We start from the raw sequence: 22059 nt of genomic DNA, 5'->3' as shown, positions 1-22059 counted from the left end.
CGTCAGCTGCCGGCACCCACGTTACGAAGAGACCTTTGAAGCAGGCCGTGTCCCTATCAGCGGTCGGCTGGCGCCACCAAGCCCGGTGACAACACCCCCCGGATCATTCATGAGACAGGGGCAGCAAGTCATGCCGGGCCCGACGACCGTGACCCCTCCTTACGGGGCCACCAGCAAGGTAACGGGGCTCTTTCAAGTAGTGAGCATTCCTATGCTTATCGCTCTTGGAGTCATCGCGGGCGCGTGTGGCATCTTCGCCGACACCGCAGCTCAAGCGCTGACCCCCAGCATCGCATCAGAGGAAGAGCTGCTGGCACGCAACTCCCAGCTGCACGCCGTGGACTCGGCGACCCAAATCGGGGCCCCTGCGCTCGCAGGAGCGATGATCCAATGGTTAGGTAGCCACGTCGCCGCTGGCGTGACGTCCATCGGCTACTTCTTGGCGGCCGCCCCGCTGATTGGTTGCAGGAAGATCGACGCCGCCAGGGTCCCCGGCACGGCAACCGCCGCCGAGCAGCGGAGCCTCTTTCGGGAGCTTAAGGTCGGATTCAGGGAGCTCTGGCACCAACGCGAGCTGTGAAGCACCATCGCCTGTACGGCAACATTCAACTTTGCCTACGGAATGCTACAGCCTCTGTTCTATCTATTTCTGCTGCGAGAACTTGGTGTCAGTGAGGGTATTGTCGGCTCAATTCTCGCGATGGGCGGCCTTGGCTCTGTGCTGTCTGCCATCTTCGCCGAAAAGCTGGTTGCAAGGATCGGGATTGGTGCCGCCATCTGGATGCCGGCGCTCATCGCGGGATGCAGTATCTCGGCGCTGGCGTCACTCAGTCCGCGCACTGCTCTCGTCGTGGGAGGGATTCTACAAGCGGTCTTGTCGATTTCGGTCACCGTATACAACATCACTGTCTTCACGCTGCGTCAGGCCAGCACATCGCCGGACATCCTAGGTCGGATCAGCGCCTCCAGTCGTGTGATCGTGTGGGGAACGGCCCCCTGGGAAGCTTGCTCGCCGGTTCATCCATGGCTTTCCTCGGGATCCGAGGTTCCTTGGTCGCATCAGGTTTGATTGCCTGCCTGTCGGCTCTCTGGATCCTCGCCTCCCCGATCCGAAAGGTGCAACACATGACGGAGTTCCGACGTGATCACTGAAGTCCCGAATTCGGCCGGAGCGACGTCAGCGCCTCCGGCTCCACGGCGTGTGCAGTACCGGAGCGACTGCCTGCTGCGCAGCGCTGGATTCCCGGTGGCAACGTTGCATGTTCTGCGCAGGAAACCGTCCGCTAACGTGGCCGAGTCCTCCATCAGAGCTCAAGACCTCGACGAACTGTTCATCGAACAGGTTGCGCGAATTTGTCGAGAGACGCCTGTCGGGGAGGCGTTAGCGTGGCAAAACCCGGGCATCCTGCAGAACAACCTGACAACTCTCGAACCGGTCAACAACCGCAAGAACCGGCGCCGGGCAGATGCACTGTTTGCCTATATCTCGCGCTACGTGGCCAAGAATGACACCATCGGTTTCTTTGGCCCCCTTTGCTGGGGTACCATTGATCAGTCGACGCGCACGTCCTTCGTGGCCCAAGAGCCTGCCCTGGGGCGGCGTGAGATCTACTTCGAGTCGTGGGCGGTCGACGAGCTAGGTGTCCGGGATCAGCGCACCTCGTCGGATACCGTTCGTCCCACCGGTGACATCGTCAGCCACCACTGCTCGCGGGGACGACGGTGAGCGGAGTCGACGAGGGAAGGCATCGTCTCCATCTTGCTGGGGCGCATGTCCGACTCGTTGACACCGATGAACCACGGCCCGTCCTGGTGGGCGGCCAACTCGTCGTCAATGAGGTTGAGAGCGCGATACGCGAGACGATTGGCCAGCAACCGGTCGAAGGGGGAGGGCGACCCACCTTGCTGCATGTGCCCCAGCACCACTTGGCGCACGTCGTACATGCCGTGGGATTCCTCCTCCAGTAGTCGAGCGATGAAGTCGGTGGTGTAGTTGCGGGAGGCGTTCTCGTTGCGAACGGCCAGGAATAGACGCCGTCCGTGGGCGAAGGACTCCCGCAACCAGTGGACGTCATTGGCCAGATCGTCCAGGGAGATGCCGTCCTCATTGGTGTAGATCCGCTCGGCACCGGCGGCGATGCCGGACATCAGGGCGAGGTATCCGCAGTCGCGCCCCATCGTCTCGACGACGAAGCACCGACGCGAGGCGATGCCGGACTCCTTGATCTTGTCCATCGCCTCGACGATGACGTTGAGGGCGGTGTCGGCACCGATGGACAGCTCGGAACCGGGGAGGTTGTTGTCGATCGAGGCCGGGATGCACACCGTCGGGATGCGGAAGGCGGGGTAGCGGTCCCGTTCCGTCGTCATGGTGTGGATGCCCTCGTAGGCCGAGTATCCGCCGATGACGAGTAGGGCGTCGATGTGGTTGTCCTCCAGTGCGCGGCTGACGGCGTAGAGGTCACGGGTGCTCGGGGTTTCGCGGCGGGTGCCCAGCTCAGCACCGCCTTCCCCGGCCCAGCCCTCGACGTCACTCCAGGCCAGTTCCGCCATGTCCCCGGCAGCCAGGCCGACGAATCCGTTGTGGATTCCGATGACGGTGTGGCCACGAGAAATACCCAACCGGACGGCCGCGCGGGCAGCAGTGTTCATGCCCGGGGCAGGGCCGCCGGCGTGCATGATCGCAATCCGCTTGCGGTCGGCGTCCTCGCCCCCCTCGGTCTTGGTGCGAGCGGGCTCGCTGAGCTCGGTGAAGATGGCGTCCATCTCGACGAAGGAGCGTCCCCTCATCCTCATGGCCTCATTGTAACGCCCCTGCTCGATGAGACCGGGCACCGACTTGGTGTCGGCGACGGCCTTGACCAGGGGCAGACGGTGGATGCGGTTAGCGCCGGTTCCGATGACGCGCCCCTCGGCCTCCGGGGTCGTCGAAAGTACCTCGTGAACGGCGTGGTAGCCGAGCCAGGTGGAGGCCCAACGGTCGTAGGCCGAGGGGCGTCCGCCGCGCTGGACGTGGCCCAGGATGGTGACGCGGGCGTCCTCCCCGAGCTTGTCCTCGAGGACCTGACGGACGTACTCGGAGGTGATGCGGTTACCGGCGCGATCGGTGGCTCCTTCAGCGACGATGACGATTGAGTCCCGGCGCCCCGACTGTCGGCCGCGCTTGAGCTCGGCACACATCCGATCCTCCCAGCCGTCTTCCGGTGGGCGCTCCGGGATGAGCACATAGTCGGCGCCACCGGCGACTGCCGCCATGAGGGCGAGATAGCCGCAGTGACGACCCATCACCTCGACGACGAAGGATCGCTGGTGGCTGGCGGCGGTGGAGGTGAGGTCGTCAATGGCATCGACGATGCGGTGCAGAGCCGTGTCCGCGCCGATGGTCATGTCGGATCCGACGAGATCGTTGTCGATGGAACCGACGAGTCCCGCGATCATGAGGGAGGGGTGCTCGCGGGCTACCTCGGGGCTCACCCGACCCGTGTCGACGAGTTCGGCGACGAGATCGGTCCACTCGGTGCGCAGCACGTCCAAACCAGTGAGCGAACCATCGCCGCCGATGACGACGAGACGATCAATTCCGTGCTCCAAGAGGTTCTGAACGGCCTTCAGCCGACCTGAGCGTTCGCGCATTGCCTTGCAGCGGAAGGTGCCGATCACAGTGCCGCCACGGTTGAGGATCGAACCGACGTCATCCCATCCGAACTTCCGGATGCCGTCGCCTCCGTCGATCATGCCTTGGTAGCCCTCGTAGATCGCATAGACCTCGGCTCCCACGCTCAATGCAGAGCGCACCACGGCGCGGACAGCGGCATTCATTCCCTGGGCGTCGCCACCGCTGGTCAGGATGCCGATGCGCAACCCACGACCGTCGGGGAGGGTTGGGGTAAGCCTCAATTCGTCATCAACACGCACAGTTCAATATTGCCGCGTCAGAGTGGCCGGAGGGTGAACTGTGACGGTGGGGACGGTGAGTCGGGGATTTTCGTCTCTGGTGCGGTGAGCGTTCGGTGTTGCGGTGGGGAGGGGACCCTCGGGCTGACCATCCCAGGTCGTCAGGATTCAGGAGTGCTCGTCGGGAACCGTCTCGAGGTCGTCCATCCATGCCCGGGCCACGGCGTCGGACGGCATTCGCCAGTCACCGCGCGGGCTCAGGGACCCACCGGCGACGACCTTGGGTCCGTTGGGCAGGGTGGAGCGCTTGAACTGGTTTCCGACGAATCGACGCAGGAACAGCCGCGTCCAGTCCTTGATGGCCGACAGGTCATAGGAATGGCGGTCCTCGTCATGGAACCCGGGTGGCCAGGACCCCACCGAGGCGTCGCGCCAGGCGTGATGGGACAGAAAGACGATCCGGCTGGGACGCATCCCGTGGCGCAGTAGGTGGTAGAGGGTGAAGTCCTGCAACTCGTAGGGGCCGATCTTCGCCTGGGTGGACTGGATCTTCTCCCCGGGGCGAGCCGGGACGAGCTCGGGGGAGATTTCCGTCCCCAGAACGGACTCCAGGACGATATTGGTGGCTTCGTTGAACTGGCCCGACGAAATGCACCACCGGATGAGATGTTGGATGAGGGTCTTCGGCACGCCGGTGTTGACCCCGTAGTGGCTCATCTGGTCGCCGACGCCGAAGGTGCACCACCCCAGGGCTAGCTCGGACAAGTCTCCGGTGCCCAGCACGATGCCGCCCCGCTGATTGGCGATGCGGAAGAGGTAGTCGTAACGCAGACCAGCCTGGACGTTCTCGAAGGTGACGTCATAGACGTCGGCCCCGTCACCGGCCGGGTGCCCCATCCCCCTGAGCATCTGGGTGGCTGCCGGCCGGATGTCCAACACCGCGCAGGGAATGCCGAGTGCCTGGCACAGGTCCAGGGCGTTGTTTTTGGTGTGGTCGGTGGTGGCGAACCCTGGCATCGTGAAGGCGAGGATGTCGGTGCGGGGACGGCCCATCTGGTCCATCGCCTTGGCTGCGACGAGCAGGGCATGGGTGGAGTCGAGGCCTCCCGAGACGCCGATGACGACCTTGGGAGCTCCGATCGACTCGAGGCGACGACGCAGGCCGTAGACCTGGATGTTGTAGGCCTCGTAGCAGTCCTGGGCGAGCTGGTCTGGCTTGTTCGGGACGAAGGGGAACCGGTCGACGGGCCGCTCGAGACCGATGTCGTCATGGGTCGGGTCGAGGGTGAAGGTGTTGGTGCGCCATTCCTCGTTGTGGGCACGAGCGTCGGACTGGGCCAGGGCGTTGTCGTCGAAGGACCCTTGCCGCATCCTCTCCTGACGCAACAGGTCGAGGTCGATGTCAGCCAGGCAGTACCCGGGCTCGGGGGAGAACCGGTCGGTCTCGGCCAACAGGGTGCCGTTCTCGTAGATCATCGCCTGGCCGTCCCAGGACAGGTCGGTGCTCGACTCCCCGGGGCCGGCGGCCGCGTAGACGTAGGCCTGAAGGTTGCGCGAGGACGTCACCTTGCACAGTTCGTGTCGCTGGCGGGACTTTCCGACGGTGATCGGGGAACCCGAGAGGTTGACCTCGACGACAGCGCCTGCGAGAGCGGCCTGGGAGGACGGGGACACCGGAACCCACAGGTCCTCGCAGACTTCCACATGGAAGGTGAGGTCCGGCAGGTCTGAGGCCTGGAAGAGCTGGTGGGGTCCGAAGGGGACCTCGGTCGAGGCCACGTGAGATTTCTGTCGCCCCGACAGGTCGATCGTCCCGCTGGTGCCTGCACCAGCCGCGAAGTGACGCTTTTCGTAGAACTCCCGGTAGTTGGGGAGGTAATTCTTGGGCACCACACCGAGCACCTGGCCACGGTGGACGACGACCGCGCAGTTGTACAGCCGGTTCCCCCTCTGCAAGGGAGCCCCGACGACGATGACCGGGAAGAGGTCGCGGGAGGCCTGACGCAGGGTCTCGATGGCGTCGATCACGGCATCGAGGACGACGTCCTGAAGCAGCAGGTCGTCGATGGCGTAGCCGGTCAGGCAGAGCTCGGGGAAGACGGCGATAGCCACGTCACGAGAGTTGAGCTCCCGGCAGGTGTCGAGAATTCCCGCCATGTTCGAGGCAGGGTCACCGATGTGCACCGTCGTTGTGCACGCCGCGACTCGTGCGAAACCTTGGTCATATGCCGAGTGGAAATTCCCCTTCATGGGGCCAGTCTCGCAGAACCTGGGGTGCGGAAGCCCTGTTCACCCCAGTTCGCTGCTGCGCGGGGGATTTGCGCCGGCCTGAGAGACGGTGATGGCGGCGATGTGGGCTGCCCGCTGCATCACCTGTCGAAAAACGTCAGGCTGGATGCGGCCGAGATCCATGCGGTGCTCGGCCCCCAGCAGCCCGGTGGTCCACAAACTGTCAATGGTCGCCGACATGAAGGAATCCCCGGCACCGACGGTGTCGACAACCTCGGTTCGCTCCCCGGGGACGCGAATTTCGACACCAGCGGCCGTCATGGCCACCACGCCGTGTTTTCCCATCGTCAGGATGCCAATTTTGGGCCCCAACCCCATCCAGTCGGTAAGCATTTCGACCGGGTCAGCCCCCTCGCCCAGCCATTCCAGGTCCTCGTCGGAGGCCTTGACGACGTCGGCGAGTCGGACGAACTGCTCGACATCGTGGCGCGCAGCAGCTGGATCACCGAGCAGGCTGGGACGGCAGTTCGGGTCAAAGGTGATCGTCGCGCAGTCCCGGGCGGCGGCAACCGTCTGCACCACCACCTGACGTCCCGGCTCGATCCCGCACGCCAATGACCCGGTGTGGACGACGACGCAGTCATCGGGAATCGTGACCGACGGCAATGCCCACTCGAGGTCGAACTCGTAGCTAGCCTGGCCTCCCGTCAGGGTGGCGGTGGCCGTGGGGGTGCGCTCGGCTCCCCGTGACGGCCCGCTGAGACGGACGTTGTCGGCACCGACATGGGCCTCGATGCTCCGGCCGTGGTCGTCGGCACCGATCCAGGTGGCCAACTCGACATCGCGTCCCAGGCGGGCCAGCCCAACCGCCACATTCATGGGGGATCCGCCGGGGTGTTCGCTCACCCGTCCGGCATCATTGACGACGTCGATCAGTGACTCCCCGATGACAAGTGCGGTGGACATGACCTCTCCTCCCGATGGTGTCTCCAGTCTCTCGCACCCCGCGCAGCCGTCCTGGTGGAGGGCCAACCGTCGTTCTGCTACCAGCGTTGTATTCGGATAGCCAGGTTGCGGCCTCTAGACTGGATTTGATGATCGCCTCCGGAAGCACCCCGACCCCGGAACCGCGCGCCGGCTCTGGCCTCTGGCGCGGCGGTGGTTTCCTCGCTGCCCTGGTGGCAACGGTGTGCTTGGTCGCTGGCTGCGGATCATCCATGCCGACAGTGACGCCGTGTATCGATTCCGTTCCGGGCGCGGGTGATCTTCGTGCTCGTCATCGCTACCCTGTGACGTGCCCGACCGCTTCTCCCGAGTTGACGGCCAAGGCGTCCCCGAGTGAGGAGGCCCCGGACGGGCCGACTGACAAGGTCGGTGCCGACGAGCCCGATAACTCCGCCAGCCCCCAGACTGACGAATCGAGGCCCTCGATTCCCGGGCCGACTCCACCTCCCGCATCCCTGGCGGTGGGTGAGAAATCCTCGGCAGGCGCTGGAACCTATGTGCTGTGGGTCAAGGCGGAGAATCACGTCTACCTCGTTGACGATGGTGTGGTGAAGCGCTCGATGCTCACCACCGCCGAACCGTGGAAGACCCCGGTCGGGGACTACGAGATCGAGTACAAGGCTCGGCATGCAGCTTCGACCGAGGACGGTATTCGCTGGTACATCCCCAATTTTCTGGCTTTCTATCAACGCCCGGGAGCGATCGGCCACATTGGCTTCCACCAGATCCCGTGGGACGAGAAGACTAAGAAACTTGCTCAGCCCGTCTACACCCTGGGCATGCCGGGGTACTCGAGTCACGGCTGCGCGAGGTTGGCTCCGAAGGACTCGGAGGCTCTCTACAACTTTGCCCATGAGGGCACAAAGGTAAAGGTGCGGTGAGGGTGAAGGTGCGGTGAGTCGTCGACGCGACGAGGAGAACACCCTCGACCTGAGAACACGGCTGGGCCACAGCGTCGACCACGAGGACGTCGACTCGGGGAATCGCGACACCCTGGGGGCGACGACGGAGTCGGCTCGGGTCAGTAGGTCTGCTGGTGTTTTTGTCGCGGTCATGGCCATCACCGGTCTGGTGTGGGGCCTCAGCCTGGCGATCTGGGCTGTGACGCCCGGGGCGGATGGCACCAGCGGAACCATGCCGGCACGCGGCTGGTTCGGAAGCCTCCTCGTCGGTCTGCTCTACGCGATGGGGGTGGCGGTCATCCTCATCATCCCGGTCGTCCTGCTGGCAGCTCTGCTGGGGGCGAGGTTGGAGCGGCGGAGGAGTCAGCGCCTCGCTGGCGGGATCGTCGGGGGAGTGACCGTTTTGCTCGGAGGAGCGGGTTTGTACGCCTTGATACCGGTGTTCTCGGCGGTGGCCGAGGTCACCTGGCCTGCCCTCCTGTTAGCCATCGGGCTGGGGGCCTGGTGGGGTCCCTGGGTCATCGAGGGCCGCCGCTCGCGATGAGGCCGCAACGACAACCGTGGCCTAGAGTGTGAGGCATGACACAGAACACCCCTGTCGTTCCCACCCCTCCCAAGGCCCTGACGATCTCTGCCTGGGTCGCGGTCGCGTCCGTGATCATTCAGGCTGCGTTGGCCTGCTTCATGCTCTCCGGTGTTCACGGGCTCGGCGACGTGCACATGGGATTTGGAGTTCTGACCCTGGTGGCCGCCATCGTGGCTGCCGTCCTGGCTGTCATGTGGAAGCGTCACGGTGGCCCGTCGTCGATCGTCGGTCACGCCGTGGGCATGGCGGTGTTGGTCCTTGTCCAGTACGGCCTCGGCGAGATGAGCAGCGGCGGTGCGGTCAAGTGGATCCACGTGATCCTGGGCGTCGTCATCGTCGTCGGGCTGCTCGCTCTGCCCCAGTCGATCGCCAAGTCTTCCCGGAAGTGACGCAGGCTGGCGTCAGCAGGTAATTTTCGCCGTCGAGGCCCCGGTGACAGCCATCAGGTCTGATGGTGACAATTCCACCGACAGCCCGCGACGCCCGCCTGACACCAGCACTCGCGGCTGCTCCATCACCGATTCATCGATGCACGTGGGCAGCCGCTTTTTCTGTCCAAGTGGCGAAATCCCCCCGACGATGTACCCCGTTGAGCGCTCAGCTGCCGCGGGGTCGGCCATGGCGGCTTTTTTCGCACCCATCGCGGATGCGAAGGCCTTGAGGTTGAGCTGGCCACTCACCGGGACGACGGCGACGGCGAGTTTTCCCGAGGGAGCGAGCTCGACGATGAGGGTCTTGAGCATGATGTCCGGGTCGAAGCCGAGTTTTGCGGCCCCCTCGTCACCGAAGTGGTGGTTCGACGGGTCATGGTCGTAGCTGTGGAGGACGTGAGCCACCTTGGCCTTGGCAAGGGCTTTCGTGGCGGGGGAGGCAGAGTCAGAGGCAGGCATCAGTCCTCGAATCCGGCCCACACACGCAACCGGTGGGTCATCTCGTCGTCCTGGGGGGCTGGGCGACCGTCAATACTCAGGATGGGGACGATGCCGCGAATCGATGACAGTAGCCAGGCCCCTTGTGCTCGCAAGACCTCATCGCGCTTCATGAGACGGGTGGCCGTCTTGACCCCGTCGTCGTCAGCGGCTTCGAAGACGGTGTTGACGGTGATGGAGCTGAGGATCCCAGTGGCGCCGGTGGGGGTTGTCCACAGTCCGTCGGCAGCTTGGACGACCAACCCTGAGGTGGGTCCTTCCAGCAGGTAGCCCTCGGTCGAGGTGAAGATGACGTCGTCGGCGCCCTGGGACTTGGCGTAACGCAGCGCCGCGACGTTGACGGCATACGACAAGGTCTTGACGCCGCCGAGGAGCCACGGTGCATCGGCGAAGGACTCGCTCGTGACCCCTCGCGACAGGCACAGCACGTCGATTCCTTCCCTCTCCTCCTTGTGGGTTTCGGAGAGGGGAGCGATGATGAGGAACCCACGTGGCGGTCCGGGGACGACCTCGCGGCCGTTGGTATAGACGAGTTTGAGGGTGGCCTCTCCGGGGAGGCGCCAGGTACGCGCGGCATCCTCGATGAGGTGCCGCCATGAGTCCATGTCAGGGGTAGGGCCATCCACGCCTGCGATCGATCGGGCGAAGCGGGACAGATGCTCCTCGAGATGATCGATTCGGGACGTCCCATCCTGTGCGGTGACGATACGGGTTGCGTCGAAAACTCCGTCCCCACGCAGCAGCCCGAGATCGTCTCCATGGCACACCATGGTCGAGGGCGGCACGACCCCTTCGCCAAGTATGGCTAGTAGGTATGGAACACTTGAACTCATGCGTTCAGCCTAGTTGAGTAGAAGTTGGGTGGTCACAGAGGCTGCCCTCCGCGACCACAGGAATGTCACGTATGGTTGGGCGTCGATATTCAGCCAGTTTGGCTGACGTCATATTACTAACGGACTGGGAGATCATTAATGACGGAGTCGTATCGCTCGTCGCAGACACGTCAGACCTACCACCACGGTCATCTGCGTGAGGCCCTTGTGGAAGAGGGCTTGGAGATGGCTCGCAGTGGTGGCGCCGAGGCGGTCGTGCTTCGTGAAGCGACTCGCCGAGCTGGCGTGTCACCCAACGCGGCGTACCGTCACTTCACGAACCGCGAGGCCCTTCTCGATGAGGTGGGCTTGGCGGCTGCCGACCAGATCGGCCGCAGGATGCGTGAAGCTGTGGCTGAAGCCCAGCCTGAAGACGATGAGGCTGAAGCAGTTGCCCAGCTGGTGGCTGCGTGCCGCGCGTACCTTGATTTCGCCCTGGCAGAGCCGGGATTTTTCGACGTCGCATACCGCATTTCGGATGCCGGCCTCGACATGATCGAAACGGATCGGTCGAATGCACCGAATTTGCCCGACTCGGTCATCAGGGATGTTCTCGCCGACCCCGACATCAAACTCTCGGAACGAGTCGATGTGCGCGACCTCGCCATCCTGCTGTGGTCGTTGCTTCACGGGTTTGCCTCGCTGTCGACCTCCGGTCCGTTGCGTGGTGAGAAGGCCTCCGAGCGAGCCGAGAACGTCCTCAACATCATTCGTGCCTCTCTACGTGGTGCGATTGCCCCAGCCTGATGGCTCGAGCGAGTCGCAATACGGACTTCCAGGCTGAGACCGGGTACCGCCAGATCCTGAATCTGGCGGTACCCGCTTTCCTGTCCTTGGTGGCTGAGCCGCTATTTCTCGTCGCGGATTCTGCGGTCGTCGGGCACTTGGGCACTGCCCAGTTGGCCGGCCTCGGTGTTGCCTCAGCAGCCCTGACGACGTTCACGGGTCTCTTCGTTTTCCTCGCCTATGCGACGACGGCCACCTCCTCGCGCCGGATGGGAGCGGGGGATCGCCATGGTGCGGCTCAGACCGGTGTCGACGGACTCTGGCTGTCCCTCATCATCGGAATCCTCGTGGCGATCATGCTGGTGGTCATTCCGACGACGGTGGCCGGATGGTTCGGTGCCAGCGGCGTAGTCGCTGAACAGGCCGGACGGTATCTGCGCATTACTGGTTTTGGTGTGCCCGCCATGCTCGCAACGATGGCCGTCACCGGGGTGCTGCGAGGATTCCAGGACACCCGGACGCCCCTGATCGTCACCGTCATCACCTTCAGCCTCAACCTGGTGCTCAACCTGTGGTTCGTGCTCGGAATGGGGTGGGGGATCGAGGGATCGGCAATTGGCACCCTGATCTGCCAGATTGCCATGGCGGTGGCCCTGGTGTGGGTGTTGTGGAGACGTACTCACGGTCTCGACCTGAGCCTCGTGCCTCATTGGGGCGGTATCGCCTCGAGCCTGCGCGACGGCATCCCGCTGCTGATTCGTACCCTCGCGCTGCGGGCTGCCCTCTACGTGACGACGTGGGTGGCGGCACGAGCGGGAGCCATCACCATGGCTGCCTACCAGGTGACGATGACGATCTGGAACCTGCTCCTCATGACGATGGACGCCCTCGGTATCGCTGGTCAGGCCCTGACGGGAGCGAGTTTGGGAGCTGGCGACATTCGCCGCACACGGTTGTTGACCGGCACCATGATTCGGTGGGGGGCGTGGGCCGGAGTTGTCATTGGGGCGCTTCTGGCGGCATCCCACCAGTTGGTCCCCGCCAGCTACACGAATGATCCGGCAGTTCACCGGGCGGTGGCGGCTGGTCTTCTCGTCGTAGCCGTTGAGCAGGTCATCGCCGGGCCGGCTTTCGTTCTCGACGGAGTGCTCATCGGAGCAGGTGACGGCCGCTGGTTGTCGAGGGCCCAGGTGGTGATGTTCCTGGTGTATCTGCCGATGGCATGGGCGGTTCATCTTTGGGCGCCAGCTGACCCAGCTGCTGCGGTCGTCTGGTTGTGGATCGCCTTTGGCGGGTTCATGGCCGTGCGCTGCGGGATTCTGGCCTGGCGGGCTCACGGGGATGCCTGGATGCGGACCGGAGCCTGAGCGAGCCTCGACTGGCTCGTTGGCTCGTTGGCTCGAGGTCGATGGGCGTCGGACCAGCCTCCTCCCGCGACGGAACGGCTCAGTCGAAGCGAACCTGTTGCGCCCCAGGAACCGAGTCGTACCTCTCAGGAGCACTGGTGAGCACCACGATCTGACTCGTTCGAGCCCCTTGGACAACCTCGGTGAGGATGTGCCTGACCCTCACTGGGTCCGAGTAGACCAAGGCATCGTCAAGGATCACGGGAACTCCGTCATCGGGGTCAATGAGGCGGGCCGCAGCCAATCGGACCACCAGTCCCAGCTGTTCCCGGGCTCCCGATGACAGCTGATCCCACTCCAGGCGTGCGCCCCTCAGTTGGCGAGCCACCACCGTCAGAGTGGAGTCGATCTCGACGTGGAGGTCTTGACCGAACACGGCCCTGCCGATCCGGTCGATCTCGCTGGTGAACGGGGCCACATAGGACTGACGCACCTGGTCGAGGTGACGGCTGAGGGTTTCGTACAGCAGCCTCGTTGATCGTGCTCGGCTTTCCAGCCCGGCGACACGTCGGGAGAGCTGGTGTTTCTTGCTGGCCAAGGCGTCGACGTCGGCCTGGCGTTCCTGGCGGCCCAGGCCAAGCAGCTGGCCCTTGAGCTCCAACTGACGGTCGGTGTCCTCCTTGAGACGAGAGGTTGCCTTGCTGAGGGCCAGCTGGCTTCCCTCTGCCTCGGCATGGACCTGGTCGGGGTTGCGTTCGGCAAGGGCAGCTGCGGCGCGTTCGGCGTCGACCTTTGCGACGCGATCTTCCTCCTCGGCGATCGTGAGAGCCTCGGCCAGGTCGCCGTCCGGGATGGCCTCCCGTGCGGTGGCAAGCTCCTCGGCGAGTCGGGTGACGGTCTCGGCCGCGCTGTCGAGGTCGATATTGGCGCGGAATGACTTCTCATGGGTCTCGCCGCGACGTTTGTCCACCGCTTTGAGGCGAGCCTGGGCCTGGCGTTCAGAGTTGCGCGCTTCGTTGGCCTTGGCGACGGCGTCGTCCTCCAGCTTCTGGGCCTCTGTGGCCGTGAGGGTAACTTCCTCGCTGGCTTGATCGGCGAGCGCCTCGAGCTCCTGGATGGTGCTCTCGCCCTGCTCGCGCTCCAGCTGCTCTTTCCAGGAAGCGAGGTTCGACTGGAGGACCTTGCGCTCGGCCATGCGGGCCTCGGCCTGTTCCAGGCTGGCCACGCCGAGCTCCGCGAAGAGGGACACGACCGCTTGGTGCGCCGTCTCCGCGTCGCGTGCCAGGTTCATGACCTCGGAGGTGGGGGAGATTCTCAGTCGCCACGCATCGCCCATCTCCATGACGAGCTCACCGTCGATGCTGTGCTGGCTCGTCTGGCCGACAGGCAGATCAAGTGTGGCGCCGTCGATCCGTAGGGGATCTCCCTCGTCCCGATGCTCGATGATGAGCTGGGTGCTGGCCAGCGCCGCTGCTTCCTTGGCGATGGCGTCGGTTTTGGCGGCTTCCTTGAGCTTGGTCAGCAGCTGGCTCGTCACCTTCTCGGATTCGAGACGTTGCTGTCCGTCAGAGAGGCGCTCCCTGAGCTCGATGACGCGGTCCAGTTGCTTGCGCGCCTTTGCGGCCTCCTCACCGGCTCGTACAGCGGCGAGGGTACGTCGTGCCCCCTCCTCCGCAGTCTCGGCCTCGGTGACCTTCGACGCGGCGTCGTCGAGGGCGCTCTGGGTCTCCGCGAGTTCAGCGGCTAGCGCTCGGTCCTTCTCGGCATTCTCGACGGCCACCTGCTTGCACTGTTCATGCCTCTCGCGAGCCTCGGTGAGGCTCTCAACGAGTTTGACTCGCACCCCGTGAGCGGATTTGGCCTCGGCGTGATGCTGCGCCGCCTCCTTGGCAGCGCGACTGGTGGTCTCAACCTCCTTCTCCAGCTCGGTGAGACTGTCGAGGGCAGCTTTGGTCTGCTGACACTCGGCCGTCTTCGATGCCACGACGTCGTGGTCGTGGCTGATCTGCTCATTGATCCGAGTGAGAGCCTCGACGACCTCGTCAACCTCCTTGAGACGTGTCGAAGCCTCGTCGAGTGCATGGCTGACGGCCTCCAGCTGCTCCCGTTCCTGGAAAGCTCCCCTCCGTTCCTTGCCGGTGGTGGGTTGGTAGTACACCTCGTACTCGGCACGCACTCGGTCCATGAGACCGCCGATCGAACCCTCGTCGGGTTTCTGACCGCCTGCCTGCTCGAGCGCTGCTGTCAGAGCCTTGGAGGAATCCAGTCGCAGTGGCGACAGACTGCTGGCTTGCATGAGCCGCAGGGCATTCCACAGCGTCATGTCCGCTCCGACCAGCAGAGTTTCCATCGTTTCGACGGCCTCGTCCCCAGTGACGATCTGTCCGGCCCGTGGACCTGAGATGAACCTCAACCAGGATTCCTTGTCCTTGAGGAAGCTCTTGCGGTGGGCAAAACGATGCTCACCGATCGTCATCTCGGCCTCGACGACCACCGGAAGTGAGGTGCCGTAGCGCTGGGCCCGTCGAACCTCCTGTGCCCGGGAGGAAGCCTTGTACTTGGTGCCGAGGACGAGGTCCAGCGCTTCGACCATCGAGGTCTTTCCGACCTCGTTGGGGCCATTCGCGACGACGATCCCGGTATCGGGCAGTTCAAGGGTGCGGTTCTCGATGGCCTTGAAGTTCTCGACGTGGATGCGATGCAGCTTCATCGTGTCACCTCCGCAGCGCGTGTCGACGGGTTCTCCGCGTTCACGAGCCGGCGCAGGAGGGTCAGCGCCGAGACGGCGTCCTCATTGGTGGCACACATGGTCGACAATTCCGCAGCAGCATCCCTCACCCAGCTCGGTAGGTCGGCATCGGCCAGGCTGGCATCGTCTCCGACGACCGTGAGATCGTGGCGGTTCTCACTGGGCTCCAAACTGGCGAAGACCGTCTCGTGGTCGGCGATGATCTCGTCGAGCTCGGCCTTCTGGGAGATGGTGAGCTGGCCATGCAGGTCATAGCGGATGATGGTGCGGTCCCGGTGGTCGAAGGAATTGAACCGGTCCCTCAGGGCTTCCAGATCTGCCTCGCCTGCGACCTCCTGACTGACTCGCGCGTGCAACCAGGTGCCAACCTTGATCGTCTTGCAGGTGAGCGGGGCGTCGAGGTCGACGACAACTGCGGTGCCGACGGTGTCCTCGTTGAAGCTCGTCGTCTCCTGGGTGCCGCTGTAGCGAATTGCAGCGTGGTCATCGCCGACCGGCCATGCGATGTGGCGGTCTCCCAGAGCGACGTAGGCCAATGCGCCACGGGCAGTGGCATCGTCCAGGGGAGCCCGCGAGATGAGGGCCTCCCGGGTGTCACCGGACAATCCCTCGAGCTGGCCGTGGCCAACCAGGATGCGAGGGGTCTGGGTGGGCTCCAGACTGGTGGCGAGTTCTGCCAGCGGATCCGTCGATGGATGCCGAGTCGTCAGGGGAGCGGCGACGATCTTCGCGATGACGGAGCCATTAGCGTCAGTGACGTCGACTTCTGACCGGTCACGCAGGACGCAGACATTGTCAGGGCAGCGACGGGTGAATTCCGTTCCATCCCACAGACATCCGGGCTCAAGGCTGTCGTGGTTTCCCGGTAGTAGGTACACAGGCAAGCCAATGGAGGCCATCGCCTCACAGCTGCGGGCGATGATTTGAGCAGAGACGTTCTGGGTCTCGAAGACGTCGCCGGCTACGACGACGAAATCGCAATCTTCCTGCCGGGCGACCTCGCCCAGCCTGCGCACCGTCTCGATGCGATCGGCAGTGAATCGTGCCTGCGGGTCATCATCGCCCCGCTTGGACAGGTAGTGCCGAGTCATCCCCAGCTGCCAGTCCGAGGTATGGAGGAATCTCGTCATGGCAACACGATAGGAGAGGACCCGGACATTTCTGTGCGACGGATGTTCTGGCTTGTCAGGTGGGGGTTTGGTGGAGTTTTGGCAATCAGCTCTGCTCGGTGGTGCTGATCCCGAGCTTCAGGGCATCGTCCTTGACGGCACACGTGAGCGTCGCCTTCGGCGTTGGCAGTCGTGGAGGTGCCGTTGGCAGCGATGATGTCAGTCGTGTGATTCTCCTTGTTCTCCGTATGCTCCGGTTTATATGTCAACTATCATGGCTCGAGAAAGGTGATACGTCAACAAGAGGAAGTTCTGATGGGCCCAAGGGCGCCTACCGGGCTCCTATACTCAGGAACGAAGGAGGCACAGTGACAGAGGATCGCACCGTTTGGCTGGACGACCACCAACAGCGGGTTTGGCGCCTGTGGTTGGAGGTGACGACCGCCCTGCCAGCTGTGCTCAATCGTCAACTGTCGCGCGACTCACAGCTGTCCGTGCAGGACTTTGAGGTCCTCGTCCGACTGTCGGAGACCGACGACGACGAGATGAGAGTCGTCGCACTGTCTGAGCACATGGGATGGGAACGGTCGAGGCTGTCCCATCACCTCACTCGTATGGAGAAGCGTGGCCTCGTCGAGCGTCGCATCTGCTGCTCCGACGGCCGGGGAGCCATCATCCACCTCACTGACCAGGGCATGAAGGCGTTGCAGCAGGCCGCTCCCGGACACGCTGCCCTGGTGCGTCGGGTTGTTTTCGGTGGTTTGGATCATGGTCATCTCAACGACCTGGAGACCATTCTCAGTCGCATCTGCGACGGCCTCACCGAGGAGGAGAAGAGCCAGCTGGGCGACGCCGACTGACCCCCAGCAGCTGAGTCGGGTCAGCTGCGTCCCGTCCCACCTACGGAAACGCCAATCTCCATACCGTGGACTCGGTCCTAACATCAGCCCCACCCACACGCAGGTGAGGAGCGACCATGGCCACACAGACGACGGGCGTCACTCAGACGTCCACGGACCCCGCAGGATGCAAGCCCCGGATGAAGGGCCGCCATCTTGTGATGATGAGCTTGGGATCGGCTATCGGGACCGGGCTCTTCGTCGGTTCTGGCAAGGGGGTTGCGGCGGCCGGTCCGGCCACCTTGGTGGCGTACGTCGTCGCCGGTCTACTCGTGATTGCCATCATGTACATGCTCGGCGAGATGGTTGCGGCCCATCCCGATTCCGGTGCCTTCTCGGTCTACACCTCGCGAGCCATGGGCCCGGCCGCCGGATTCGCAATGGGCTGGGTCTGGTGGATCGAGTTGGTCATCGTCGTCGCGGCCGAGGCGATCGCAGCCGCCTCAACCCTTGTCGCCATGTGGCCGATAGCACCGGTGTGGCTACTCACACTTATCTTCCTGGTCGTCCTGACGGCCGTCAACTTGCTCGGGGTCGACCGATTCGGGGAGTTCGAGTTCTGGTTCGCACTGCTCAAGGTGGCAGCAGTTCTCGTCTTCCTCGTCATCGGTGTGCTGCTCATCTGTGGCGTACTGGCAGCCCCCGCGGCCGGAGCGTCCAACCTCGTCGGACACGGTGGGTTCATGCCCAATGGGTGGTCCGGCATCGCGGCCGCCCTCCTCATGGTGACCTTCAGCTTCGGCGGTATCGAGATCATGGCCGTGGCAGCCGCCGAGACAGAGGACCCAGCCCGAAACGTGTCCCGAGCGGTGCGCACCATCGTGTGGAGGATCCTGCTGTTCTACATGGGGTCGGTGGCCATCATGGTCATCGCGGTTCCCTGGGACGACCCCAAACTCGGCACCTCCCCCTTCGTCGCCGTGCTTGATCGCGCCGGTATCCCCGCTGCGTCCGAGGTCATGACTCTGGTCATCGTGCTCGCCCTGCTCAGCTCCCTCAATGCCAACCTCTACGGCGCAGCCCGAATGCTCGGCTCCCTGGCAGAGCGAGGCATGGCCCCCCGCGCCGCGATGCGAACGAGGGGACGCTCGGTGCCTGCAATGGCCGTACTCGCCAGTGTGCTCTTCGGATTCTGCTGCGTGCTGGCGACCTTTTGGTGGGGTGACACTGTGCTCGGCACCCTGCTCAACATCGTCGGCTCGACGATCATCGTCACCTACTTCTTCACCATTTGTTCCCAGTACGTGCTGCGTCGTCAGGTCGAGCGCGAGGGCACTCCGCTACCGATGCGAATCAAGGGATTCCCGGTGGTGTCCTGGGCCGCGATGATTCTGTTGGTGAGCATCATGGTGCTGGGGATGTTCGCTCCCGACGTGCGCGCCCAATTGTTGTCAACGGGAGCTCTTGTCGTCGTGCTGTACCTCGTCGGGATCGCTTGGTCGCTCCACGATGGACGCAGCCCGTTCCGCCCCACGACTGATTGAGATCGGACTGGCGTGCCGAGAACCGGCTTCTACGGCAGGGTGTTCGTCTTTCCGTCGGTTTTCTTGGTCGCCGGCTTCTTGATGGACGGCTTCGGGCTGGCCGCCTCGTCCTCGGACTTGACCTCGGCCGGCTTCGTGACACGACCCATGGCGTGGACACGACGGCCCTCCAGACGGTCCTTGAGCTGGGAGGTGTAGATCGAGATGTCTCCGACGACCCGTCCAGCCACGGCGACGGCGATCATGCCGGGAGCCAGCATCGACAGGTTTCCGGTCATCTCGCCAACCATGAGAAGCATGCCGAGCGGTGCGTGGGCCACCGATCCGAAGCAGGCAATCATGCCGACGATGACGAAGCTCATCGGGGAGGAGGGAATCCCTGGAAGCCCCTCGAGAAGACGCCACAGCGCAGCTCCGGTGGCGCCGCCGATGACCATGCCGGGGCCGAAGACGCCACCCGAACCGCCTGAGCCGATCGACAGGGTCGTCGAGAGGACCTTGGCGAACGGGATGGCCAGCACCATGAGCAGGGGCATGCGCATGAGGTTGTCGGCGAACATCTCCTGTTGCACCGATCCGTAACCGGTTCCCAGGGCAGCCGGAATGACCAGGCCGAGCAGGCCGACGCCGAGGCCACCGATGGCCGGGACGAGCCAGCCGGGAACCTTCTCGAGTCGGTCGAAGAACCTGGTGCCGCCGTAGAAGACGTCGACGTAGAACTTGCCCATGAGACCGGCAGCCAGACCGAGCAGGACGTACCAGATGAGCTGTAGGGGCTGGGAGAACTGCACTCCACTCAGCGATCCGAAGATCGGCTCGAATCCGTAGACCGATCCGAAGACGACGAAGGCGACGATCGAGGACACCAGGGACGGCATGATCGCGTCGGACTCCAGGTCGTCGCGATAGAGCAGCTCAGCACCCAGCAGAGCACCACCCAACGGGGCACGGAAGATCGCTCCGATACCCGAGGCAGTTGCTGCCGAGACGGCGATGCGGGCGTCCGGTGTGGCGATCTTGAGCTTCTTGCACAGCGAGGAGATGACGGTCGCGCTGATCTGGGCGGTGGGGCCCTCACGTCCACCAGAGCCTCCGGAACCGATCATGAGCGACGAGGCGATGATCTTGACGGCCGCGACCTTGCCCTTGAGCGCCGTCGGGTCGTGATGGACAGCGTGAATGGCGTTGTCAGTGCCGTGGCCCTTGGCAGTGGGAGCGACGAAGTACACCAGGATGCTCGAGACCAGCGCGCCACCGGTGACGACCAGTGGGATGGCCCAGGGTCGGGTGAGGCCGGTTCCCGGATTACCGTCTCCCTCACCGAGGGTGCCCGGCGGGGTATATCCGCCCAAGGTCTCCAGCAAGTAGTGGGTCCCGGTTTCCAGACAGAAGAAGAAGATGATGGCGCCGATGCCCGAGACGATGCCGATGACCGTGCCCATGAGCAGCCATCGGTTGAGGGAGTCTCGGAAGGCCTTGGGTCGGTGCGGGACGAGGGCACGGCGCAGACGTCTCAGACGCTTGGCCCACGCGGCCCGTGTCTCGGGATGGACGACGGTCTCGGTCATTGCTGGCTGGAGTCCTCTGCACAGGAGCGGTTGGAAGTGGGAGTGCCGTGGCCACTGGCCTCGGCGGCGCGGGTGAACAGGGTGAACCCGGTGACGACGATCTCGATCTCTCCCGGTTCCAGCTGGCTGAGCAGGTCAATGAGCTGACGTCGACGATGTTCGTTGACGGCTTGTACCAGTTTCGAGCCACGCGGGGTGAGGGAGAGCACGTTGGCGCGACGGTCATCAGGGTCGGGGGAGCGGTCGATGAGGTTCTTGGCGACGAGGCGTTCGACCATCCGCGCGATGGTCGAGGAGTGGACCTCCAGGTCGCGAGCCAGGTCGACCCCGCGTGTCACCCCTGCGTCGATGAGAACGAGAAGTCGGTACTGGGGGGCACTGACATCCTCGGCAAGCTCGGCGAGGGATCGGGCCGCGACGTCGACGAGGGCCCATGACGCCTGAAGTGCCTTCTCGACATCGGCATGGTCGGGGTTCAGCCCCTCCGATTTCGTTGCACCCTGCGAAATCTGCACAGTGGAATTGTTGCACACTGCATCAATTTGTGCGATGCCCTGTTTCGATGGGTCGTGTTCACCTACAGTGATGCCATGGCTCGCATCATCGTCACCGCACCGCAGCTCATGTCCGTTGTCAACGAGGAACTCCCCGGTCATGAGATCGTGGGCGGCGACCATTTCATGGATCGCCAGGAACTCGCCGACCAGATCGTCACCGCCGACGCACTCCTGACCAGCCTGTCCGACCCCCTCGACGCCGAGATGATCGGGAAGGGTGAGAAACTCAGGGTCATCGGACAGTGCGCCGCAGGGTTCAACAACATTGACCTTGACGCCGCCAGGCAAGCCGGAGTGGTCGTGACTTCGACCCCAGGTGTCCTCCATGAGGCCACTGCTGATCTTGCGTTCACCCTGCTGCTTGAGGTCACCCGCCGCACCGGCGAGGCGGAGCGTTGGGTGCGCGCCGGCAAGGCCTGGCGTTACGACCACACCTTCATGTTGGGTGCTGGTCTGCAGGGAGCCACCCTCGGCATCATCGGCCTGGGGCAGATCGGCGAGGCTATGGCCCGACGCGCTGCTGCATTTGGCATGAACGTCATCTACAACGCTCGTCACGAGAAGGACGTCGCAGCGATCGACGCCGTCAATCCGAGCACCCAGCCGACTCGTCGTGTCGAGCTCAACGAGCTCCTCGCCACCTCTGACGCCGTCTCCCTGCACTGCCCGCTCACCGACCAGACCCGCCATGTCATCGACGCTGACGCCCTGGCCACCATGAAGGAGACTGCCTACCTCGTCAACACCGCACGTGGTGCCTGTGTCGACGAAGCTGCTCTCGTCCAGGCTCTCAAGGCTGGGTCGATCGCCGGTGCCGGCCTGGACGTGTTCGAGGACGAGCCGACAATCACTGGGGATCTGATGACGATGGAGAACGTCGTATTGCTGCCGCACATCGGATCAGCTGCCCTGCCGACCCGCGAGGCCATGAGTCGGCTGGCTGCGCGCAACATCGCGAAGGTGCTGTCGGGGGAGCCGGCCGAGACTCCGGTGGAGTGACCCGTTCGCTTACAGCGTTGTTGCAGCAAGCCCGATTCCCGACAGTAGGCCCCTGCTGTCGGGAATCGGGCTCAACTCTGTTCGGCGACAGCGAGGGGACCACGTGATGACGCGGTAGGAATTGTCCCAAGGTGAGGATGAGTGGTTATTCACACAATTGTCCTTCTTGTCTTTCTATTATTTAAACAAGTTATTTTTTGCCTAA

At 64.0% G+C, this 22059-nt stretch carries 20 protein-coding genes; 11 read left to right on the top strand and 9 right to left on the bottom strand.

Annotation, left to right across the window (positions count from 1 at the left end):
- Positions 1 to 109: 109 nt before the first annotated feature.
- From ACP8ML_RS12035 to ACP8ML_RS12025, 3 genes are all read left to right on the top strand, one after another.
- Entirely contained in the window at positions 110 to 580 is a 471-nt protein-coding gene (locus tag ACP8ML_RS12035; protein WP_486702957.1) for an MFS transporter, read from the top strand.
- 42 nt (positions 581 to 622) lie between these two features.
- Entirely contained in the window at positions 623 to 1069 is a 447-nt protein-coding gene (locus tag ACP8ML_RS12030) for a hypothetical protein (RefSeq protein WP_486702956.1), read from the top strand.
- Between the two features lie 72 nt (positions 1070 to 1141).
- On the top strand, positions 1142 to 1726 hold the full coding sequence (locus ACP8ML_RS12025; RefSeq protein WP_016666482.1) for a hypothetical protein: 585 nt from the start codon (positions 1142 to 1144) through the stop codon (positions 1724 to 1726).
- On the opposite strand, the gene ACP8ML_RS12020 is transcribed toward ACP8ML_RS12025, so the two are convergent.
- From ACP8ML_RS12020 to ACP8ML_RS12010, 3 genes are all read right to left on the bottom strand, one after another.
- Positions 1651 to 3897, bottom strand: a complete 2247-nt coding sequence (locus tag ACP8ML_RS12020) for a 6-phosphofructokinase (RefSeq protein WP_179856542.1) — start codon at positions 3895 to 3897, stop codon at positions 1651 to 1653. The genes ACP8ML_RS12025 and ACP8ML_RS12020 overlap by 76 nt on opposite strands.
- Before the next feature lie 165 nt (positions 3898 to 4062).
- Entirely contained in the window at positions 4063 to 6144 is a 2082-nt protein-coding gene (locus ACP8ML_RS12015; RefSeq protein WP_486702955.1) for an NAD(+) synthase, read from the bottom strand.
- A 39-nt stretch (positions 6145 to 6183) separates the two neighbouring features.
- Entirely contained in the window at positions 6184 to 7089 is a 906-nt protein-coding gene (locus tag ACP8ML_RS12010; protein ID WP_117189528.1) for a carbohydrate kinase family protein, read from the bottom strand.
- Between the two features lie 14 nt (positions 7090 to 7103).
- On the opposite strand from ACP8ML_RS12010, the gene ACP8ML_RS12005 reads away from it, so the two are divergent.
- The 3 genes from ACP8ML_RS12005 to ACP8ML_RS11995 are packed head-to-tail and all read left to right on the top strand — an operon-like array spanning position 7104 to position 9005.
- Positions 7104 to 8009: a L,D-transpeptidase gene (locus tag ACP8ML_RS12005; protein WP_311734341.1), complete on the top strand. Its 906-nt coding sequence runs from the start codon at positions 7104 to 7106 to the stop codon at positions 8007 to 8009.
- Between the two features lie 13 nt (positions 8010 to 8022).
- A complete protein-coding gene (locus ACP8ML_RS12000; protein ID WP_486702954.1) occupies positions 8023 to 8574 on the top strand; it encodes a hypothetical protein in 552 nt (183 codons plus the stop codon).
- 35 nt (positions 8575 to 8609) lie between these two features.
- Positions 8610 to 9005 carry a hypothetical protein gene (locus tag ACP8ML_RS11995; RefSeq protein ID WP_117189526.1) on the top strand — a complete coding sequence of 132 codons (396 nt, stop codon included), beginning with the start codon at positions 8610 to 8612 and terminating at the stop codon, positions 9003 to 9005.
- A gap of 12 nt (positions 9006 to 9017) precedes the next feature.
- On the opposite strand, the gene ybaK is transcribed toward ACP8ML_RS11995, so the two are convergent.
- Entirely contained in the window at positions 9018 to 9506 is a 489-nt protein-coding gene (ybaK, locus tag ACP8ML_RS11990) for a Cys-tRNA(Pro) deacylase (protein WP_065673098.1), read from the bottom strand.
- A complete protein-coding gene (locus ACP8ML_RS11985; RefSeq protein ID WP_117189525.1) occupies positions 9506 to 10378 on the bottom strand; it encodes an aminodeoxychorismate lyase in 873 nt (290 codons plus the stop codon). The genes ybaK and ACP8ML_RS11985 overlap by 1 nt, the downstream gene beginning before the upstream one ends.
- Positions 10379 to 10516: 138 nt before the next feature.
- Here ACP8ML_RS11985 and ACP8ML_RS11980 point away from each other — a divergent pair, with 138 nt between their 5' ends.
- On the top strand, positions 10517 to 11164 hold the full coding sequence (locus ACP8ML_RS11980; RefSeq protein WP_065673099.1) for a TetR/AcrR family transcriptional regulator: 648 nt from the start codon (positions 10517 to 10519) through the stop codon (positions 11162 to 11164).
- Positions 11164 to 12510: an MATE family efflux transporter gene (locus ACP8ML_RS11975; protein ID WP_486702953.1), complete on the top strand. Its 1347-nt coding sequence runs from the start codon at positions 11164 to 11166 to the stop codon at positions 12508 to 12510. The genes ACP8ML_RS11980 and ACP8ML_RS11975 overlap by 1 nt, the downstream gene beginning before the upstream one ends.
- A 79-nt stretch (positions 12511 to 12589) precedes the next feature.
- On the opposite strand, the gene ACP8ML_RS11970 is transcribed toward ACP8ML_RS11975, so the two are convergent.
- Both ACP8ML_RS11970 and ACP8ML_RS11965 read right to left on the bottom strand, forming a co-directional pair.
- On the bottom strand, positions 12590 to 15199 hold the full coding sequence (locus ACP8ML_RS11970; RefSeq protein WP_117189523.1) for an ATP-binding protein: 2610 nt from the start codon (positions 15197 to 15199) through the stop codon (positions 12590 to 12592).
- Positions 15196 to 16368 carry a metallophosphoesterase family protein gene (locus tag ACP8ML_RS11965; protein ID WP_117189522.1) on the bottom strand — a complete coding sequence of 391 codons (1173 nt, stop codon included), beginning with the start codon at positions 16366 to 16368 and terminating at the stop codon, positions 15196 to 15198. Before ACP8ML_RS11965 ends, ACP8ML_RS11970 begins: the two co-directional genes overlap by 4 nt.
- A 347-nt stretch (positions 16369 to 16715) precedes the next feature.
- On the opposite strand from ACP8ML_RS11965, the gene ACP8ML_RS11960 reads away from it, so the two are divergent.
- Together ACP8ML_RS11960 and ACP8ML_RS11955 are read left to right on the top strand one after the other, a co-directional pair.
- Positions 16716 to 17207, top strand: a complete 492-nt coding sequence (locus ACP8ML_RS11960; RefSeq protein WP_065673103.1) for a MarR family winged helix-turn-helix transcriptional regulator — start codon at positions 16716 to 16718, stop codon at positions 17205 to 17207.
- A gap of 116 nt (positions 17208 to 17323) precedes the next feature.
- A complete protein-coding gene (locus tag ACP8ML_RS11955) occupies positions 17324 to 18730 on the top strand; it encodes an amino acid permease (RefSeq protein ID WP_117189521.1) in 1407 nt (468 codons plus the stop codon).
- Positions 18731 to 18759: 29 nt separating this feature from the next.
- On the opposite strand, the gene ACP8ML_RS11950 is transcribed toward ACP8ML_RS11955, so the two are convergent.
- A complete protein-coding gene (locus tag ACP8ML_RS11950; RefSeq protein WP_117189520.1) occupies positions 18760 to 20298 on the bottom strand; it encodes a chloride channel protein in 1539 nt (512 codons plus the stop codon).
- Positions 20295 to 20813 carry a MarR family winged helix-turn-helix transcriptional regulator gene (locus ACP8ML_RS11945; RefSeq protein WP_117189539.1) on the bottom strand — a complete coding sequence of 173 codons (519 nt, stop codon included), beginning with the start codon at positions 20811 to 20813 and terminating at the stop codon, positions 20295 to 20297. Before ACP8ML_RS11945 ends, ACP8ML_RS11950 begins: the two co-directional genes overlap by 4 nt.
- Before the next feature lie 75 nt (positions 20814 to 20888).
- Between ACP8ML_RS11945 and ACP8ML_RS11940 the strand changes: the two genes are divergently transcribed.
- Entirely contained in the window at positions 20889 to 21854 is a 966-nt protein-coding gene (locus tag ACP8ML_RS11940; protein ID WP_117189538.1) for a 2-hydroxyacid dehydrogenase, read from the top strand.
- The last annotated feature ends 205 nt before the right edge of the window (positions 21855 to 22059 follow it).

This window comes from Cutibacterium sp. LaCa_255 (genome assembly GCF_057458005.1).
Note: the sequence above shows the minus strand (reverse complement) of the source record. Positions and strands in the feature narration are given on the sequence as shown.

Bases quoted from the DNA above. Each gene is read 5' to 3' on its own strand.
- ACP8ML_RS11955 (WP_117189521.1), top strand. From the start codon at position 17,324: ATGGCCACACAGACGACGGGCGTCACTCAGACGTCCACGGACCCCGCA.
- ACP8ML_RS11980 (WP_065673099.1), top strand. From the start codon at position 10,517: ATGACGGAGTCGTATCGCTCGTCGCAGACACGTCAGACCTACCACCAC.
- ACP8ML_RS11975 (WP_486702953.1), top strand. From the start codon at position 11,164: ATGGCTCGAGCGAGTCGCAATACGGACTTCCAGGCTGAGACCGGGTAC.
- ACP8ML_RS11950 (WP_117189520.1), bottom strand. From the start codon at position 20,298: ATGACCGAGACCGTCGTCCATCCCGAGACACGGGCCGCGTGGGCCAAG.
- ACP8ML_RS11970 (WP_117189523.1), bottom strand. From the start codon at position 15,199: ATGAAGCTGCATCGCATCCACGTCGAGAACTTCAAGGCCATCGAGAAC.
- ACP8ML_RS12035 (WP_486702957.1), top strand. From the start codon at position 110: ATGAGACAGGGGCAGCAAGTCATGCCGGGCCCGACGACCGTGACCCCT.
- ACP8ML_RS11985 (WP_117189525.1), bottom strand. From the start codon at position 10,378: ATGAGTTCAAGTGTTCCATACCTACTAGCCATACTTGGCGAAGGGGTC.
- ybaK (WP_065673098.1), bottom strand. From the start codon at position 9,506: ATGCCTGCCTCTGACTCTGCCTCCCCCGCCACGAAAGCCCTTGCCAAG.
- ACP8ML_RS11940 (WP_117189538.1), top strand. From the start codon at position 20,889: ATGGCTCGCATCATCGTCACCGCACCGCAGCTCATGTCCGTTGTCAAC.
- ACP8ML_RS12005 (WP_311734341.1), top strand. From the start codon at position 7,104: ATGGTGTCTCCAGTCTCTCGCACCCCGCGCAGCCGTCCTGGTGGAGGG.
- ACP8ML_RS11995 (WP_117189526.1), top strand. From the start codon at position 8,610: ATGACACAGAACACCCCTGTCGTTCCCACCCCTCCCAAGGCCCTGACG.
- ACP8ML_RS11965 (WP_117189522.1), bottom strand. From the start codon at position 16,368: ATGACGAGATTCCTCCATACCTCGGACTGGCAGCTGGGGATGACTCGG.
- ACP8ML_RS12030 (WP_486702956.1), top strand. From the start codon at position 623: ATGCTACAGCCTCTGTTCTATCTATTTCTGCTGCGAGAACTTGGTGTC.
- ACP8ML_RS12010 (WP_117189528.1), bottom strand. From the start codon at position 7,089: ATGTCCACCGCACTTGTCATCGGGGAGTCACTGATCGACGTCGTCAAT.
- ACP8ML_RS12015 (WP_486702955.1), bottom strand. From the start codon at position 6,144: ATGAAGGGGAATTTCCACTCGGCATATGACCAAGGTTTCGCACGAGTC.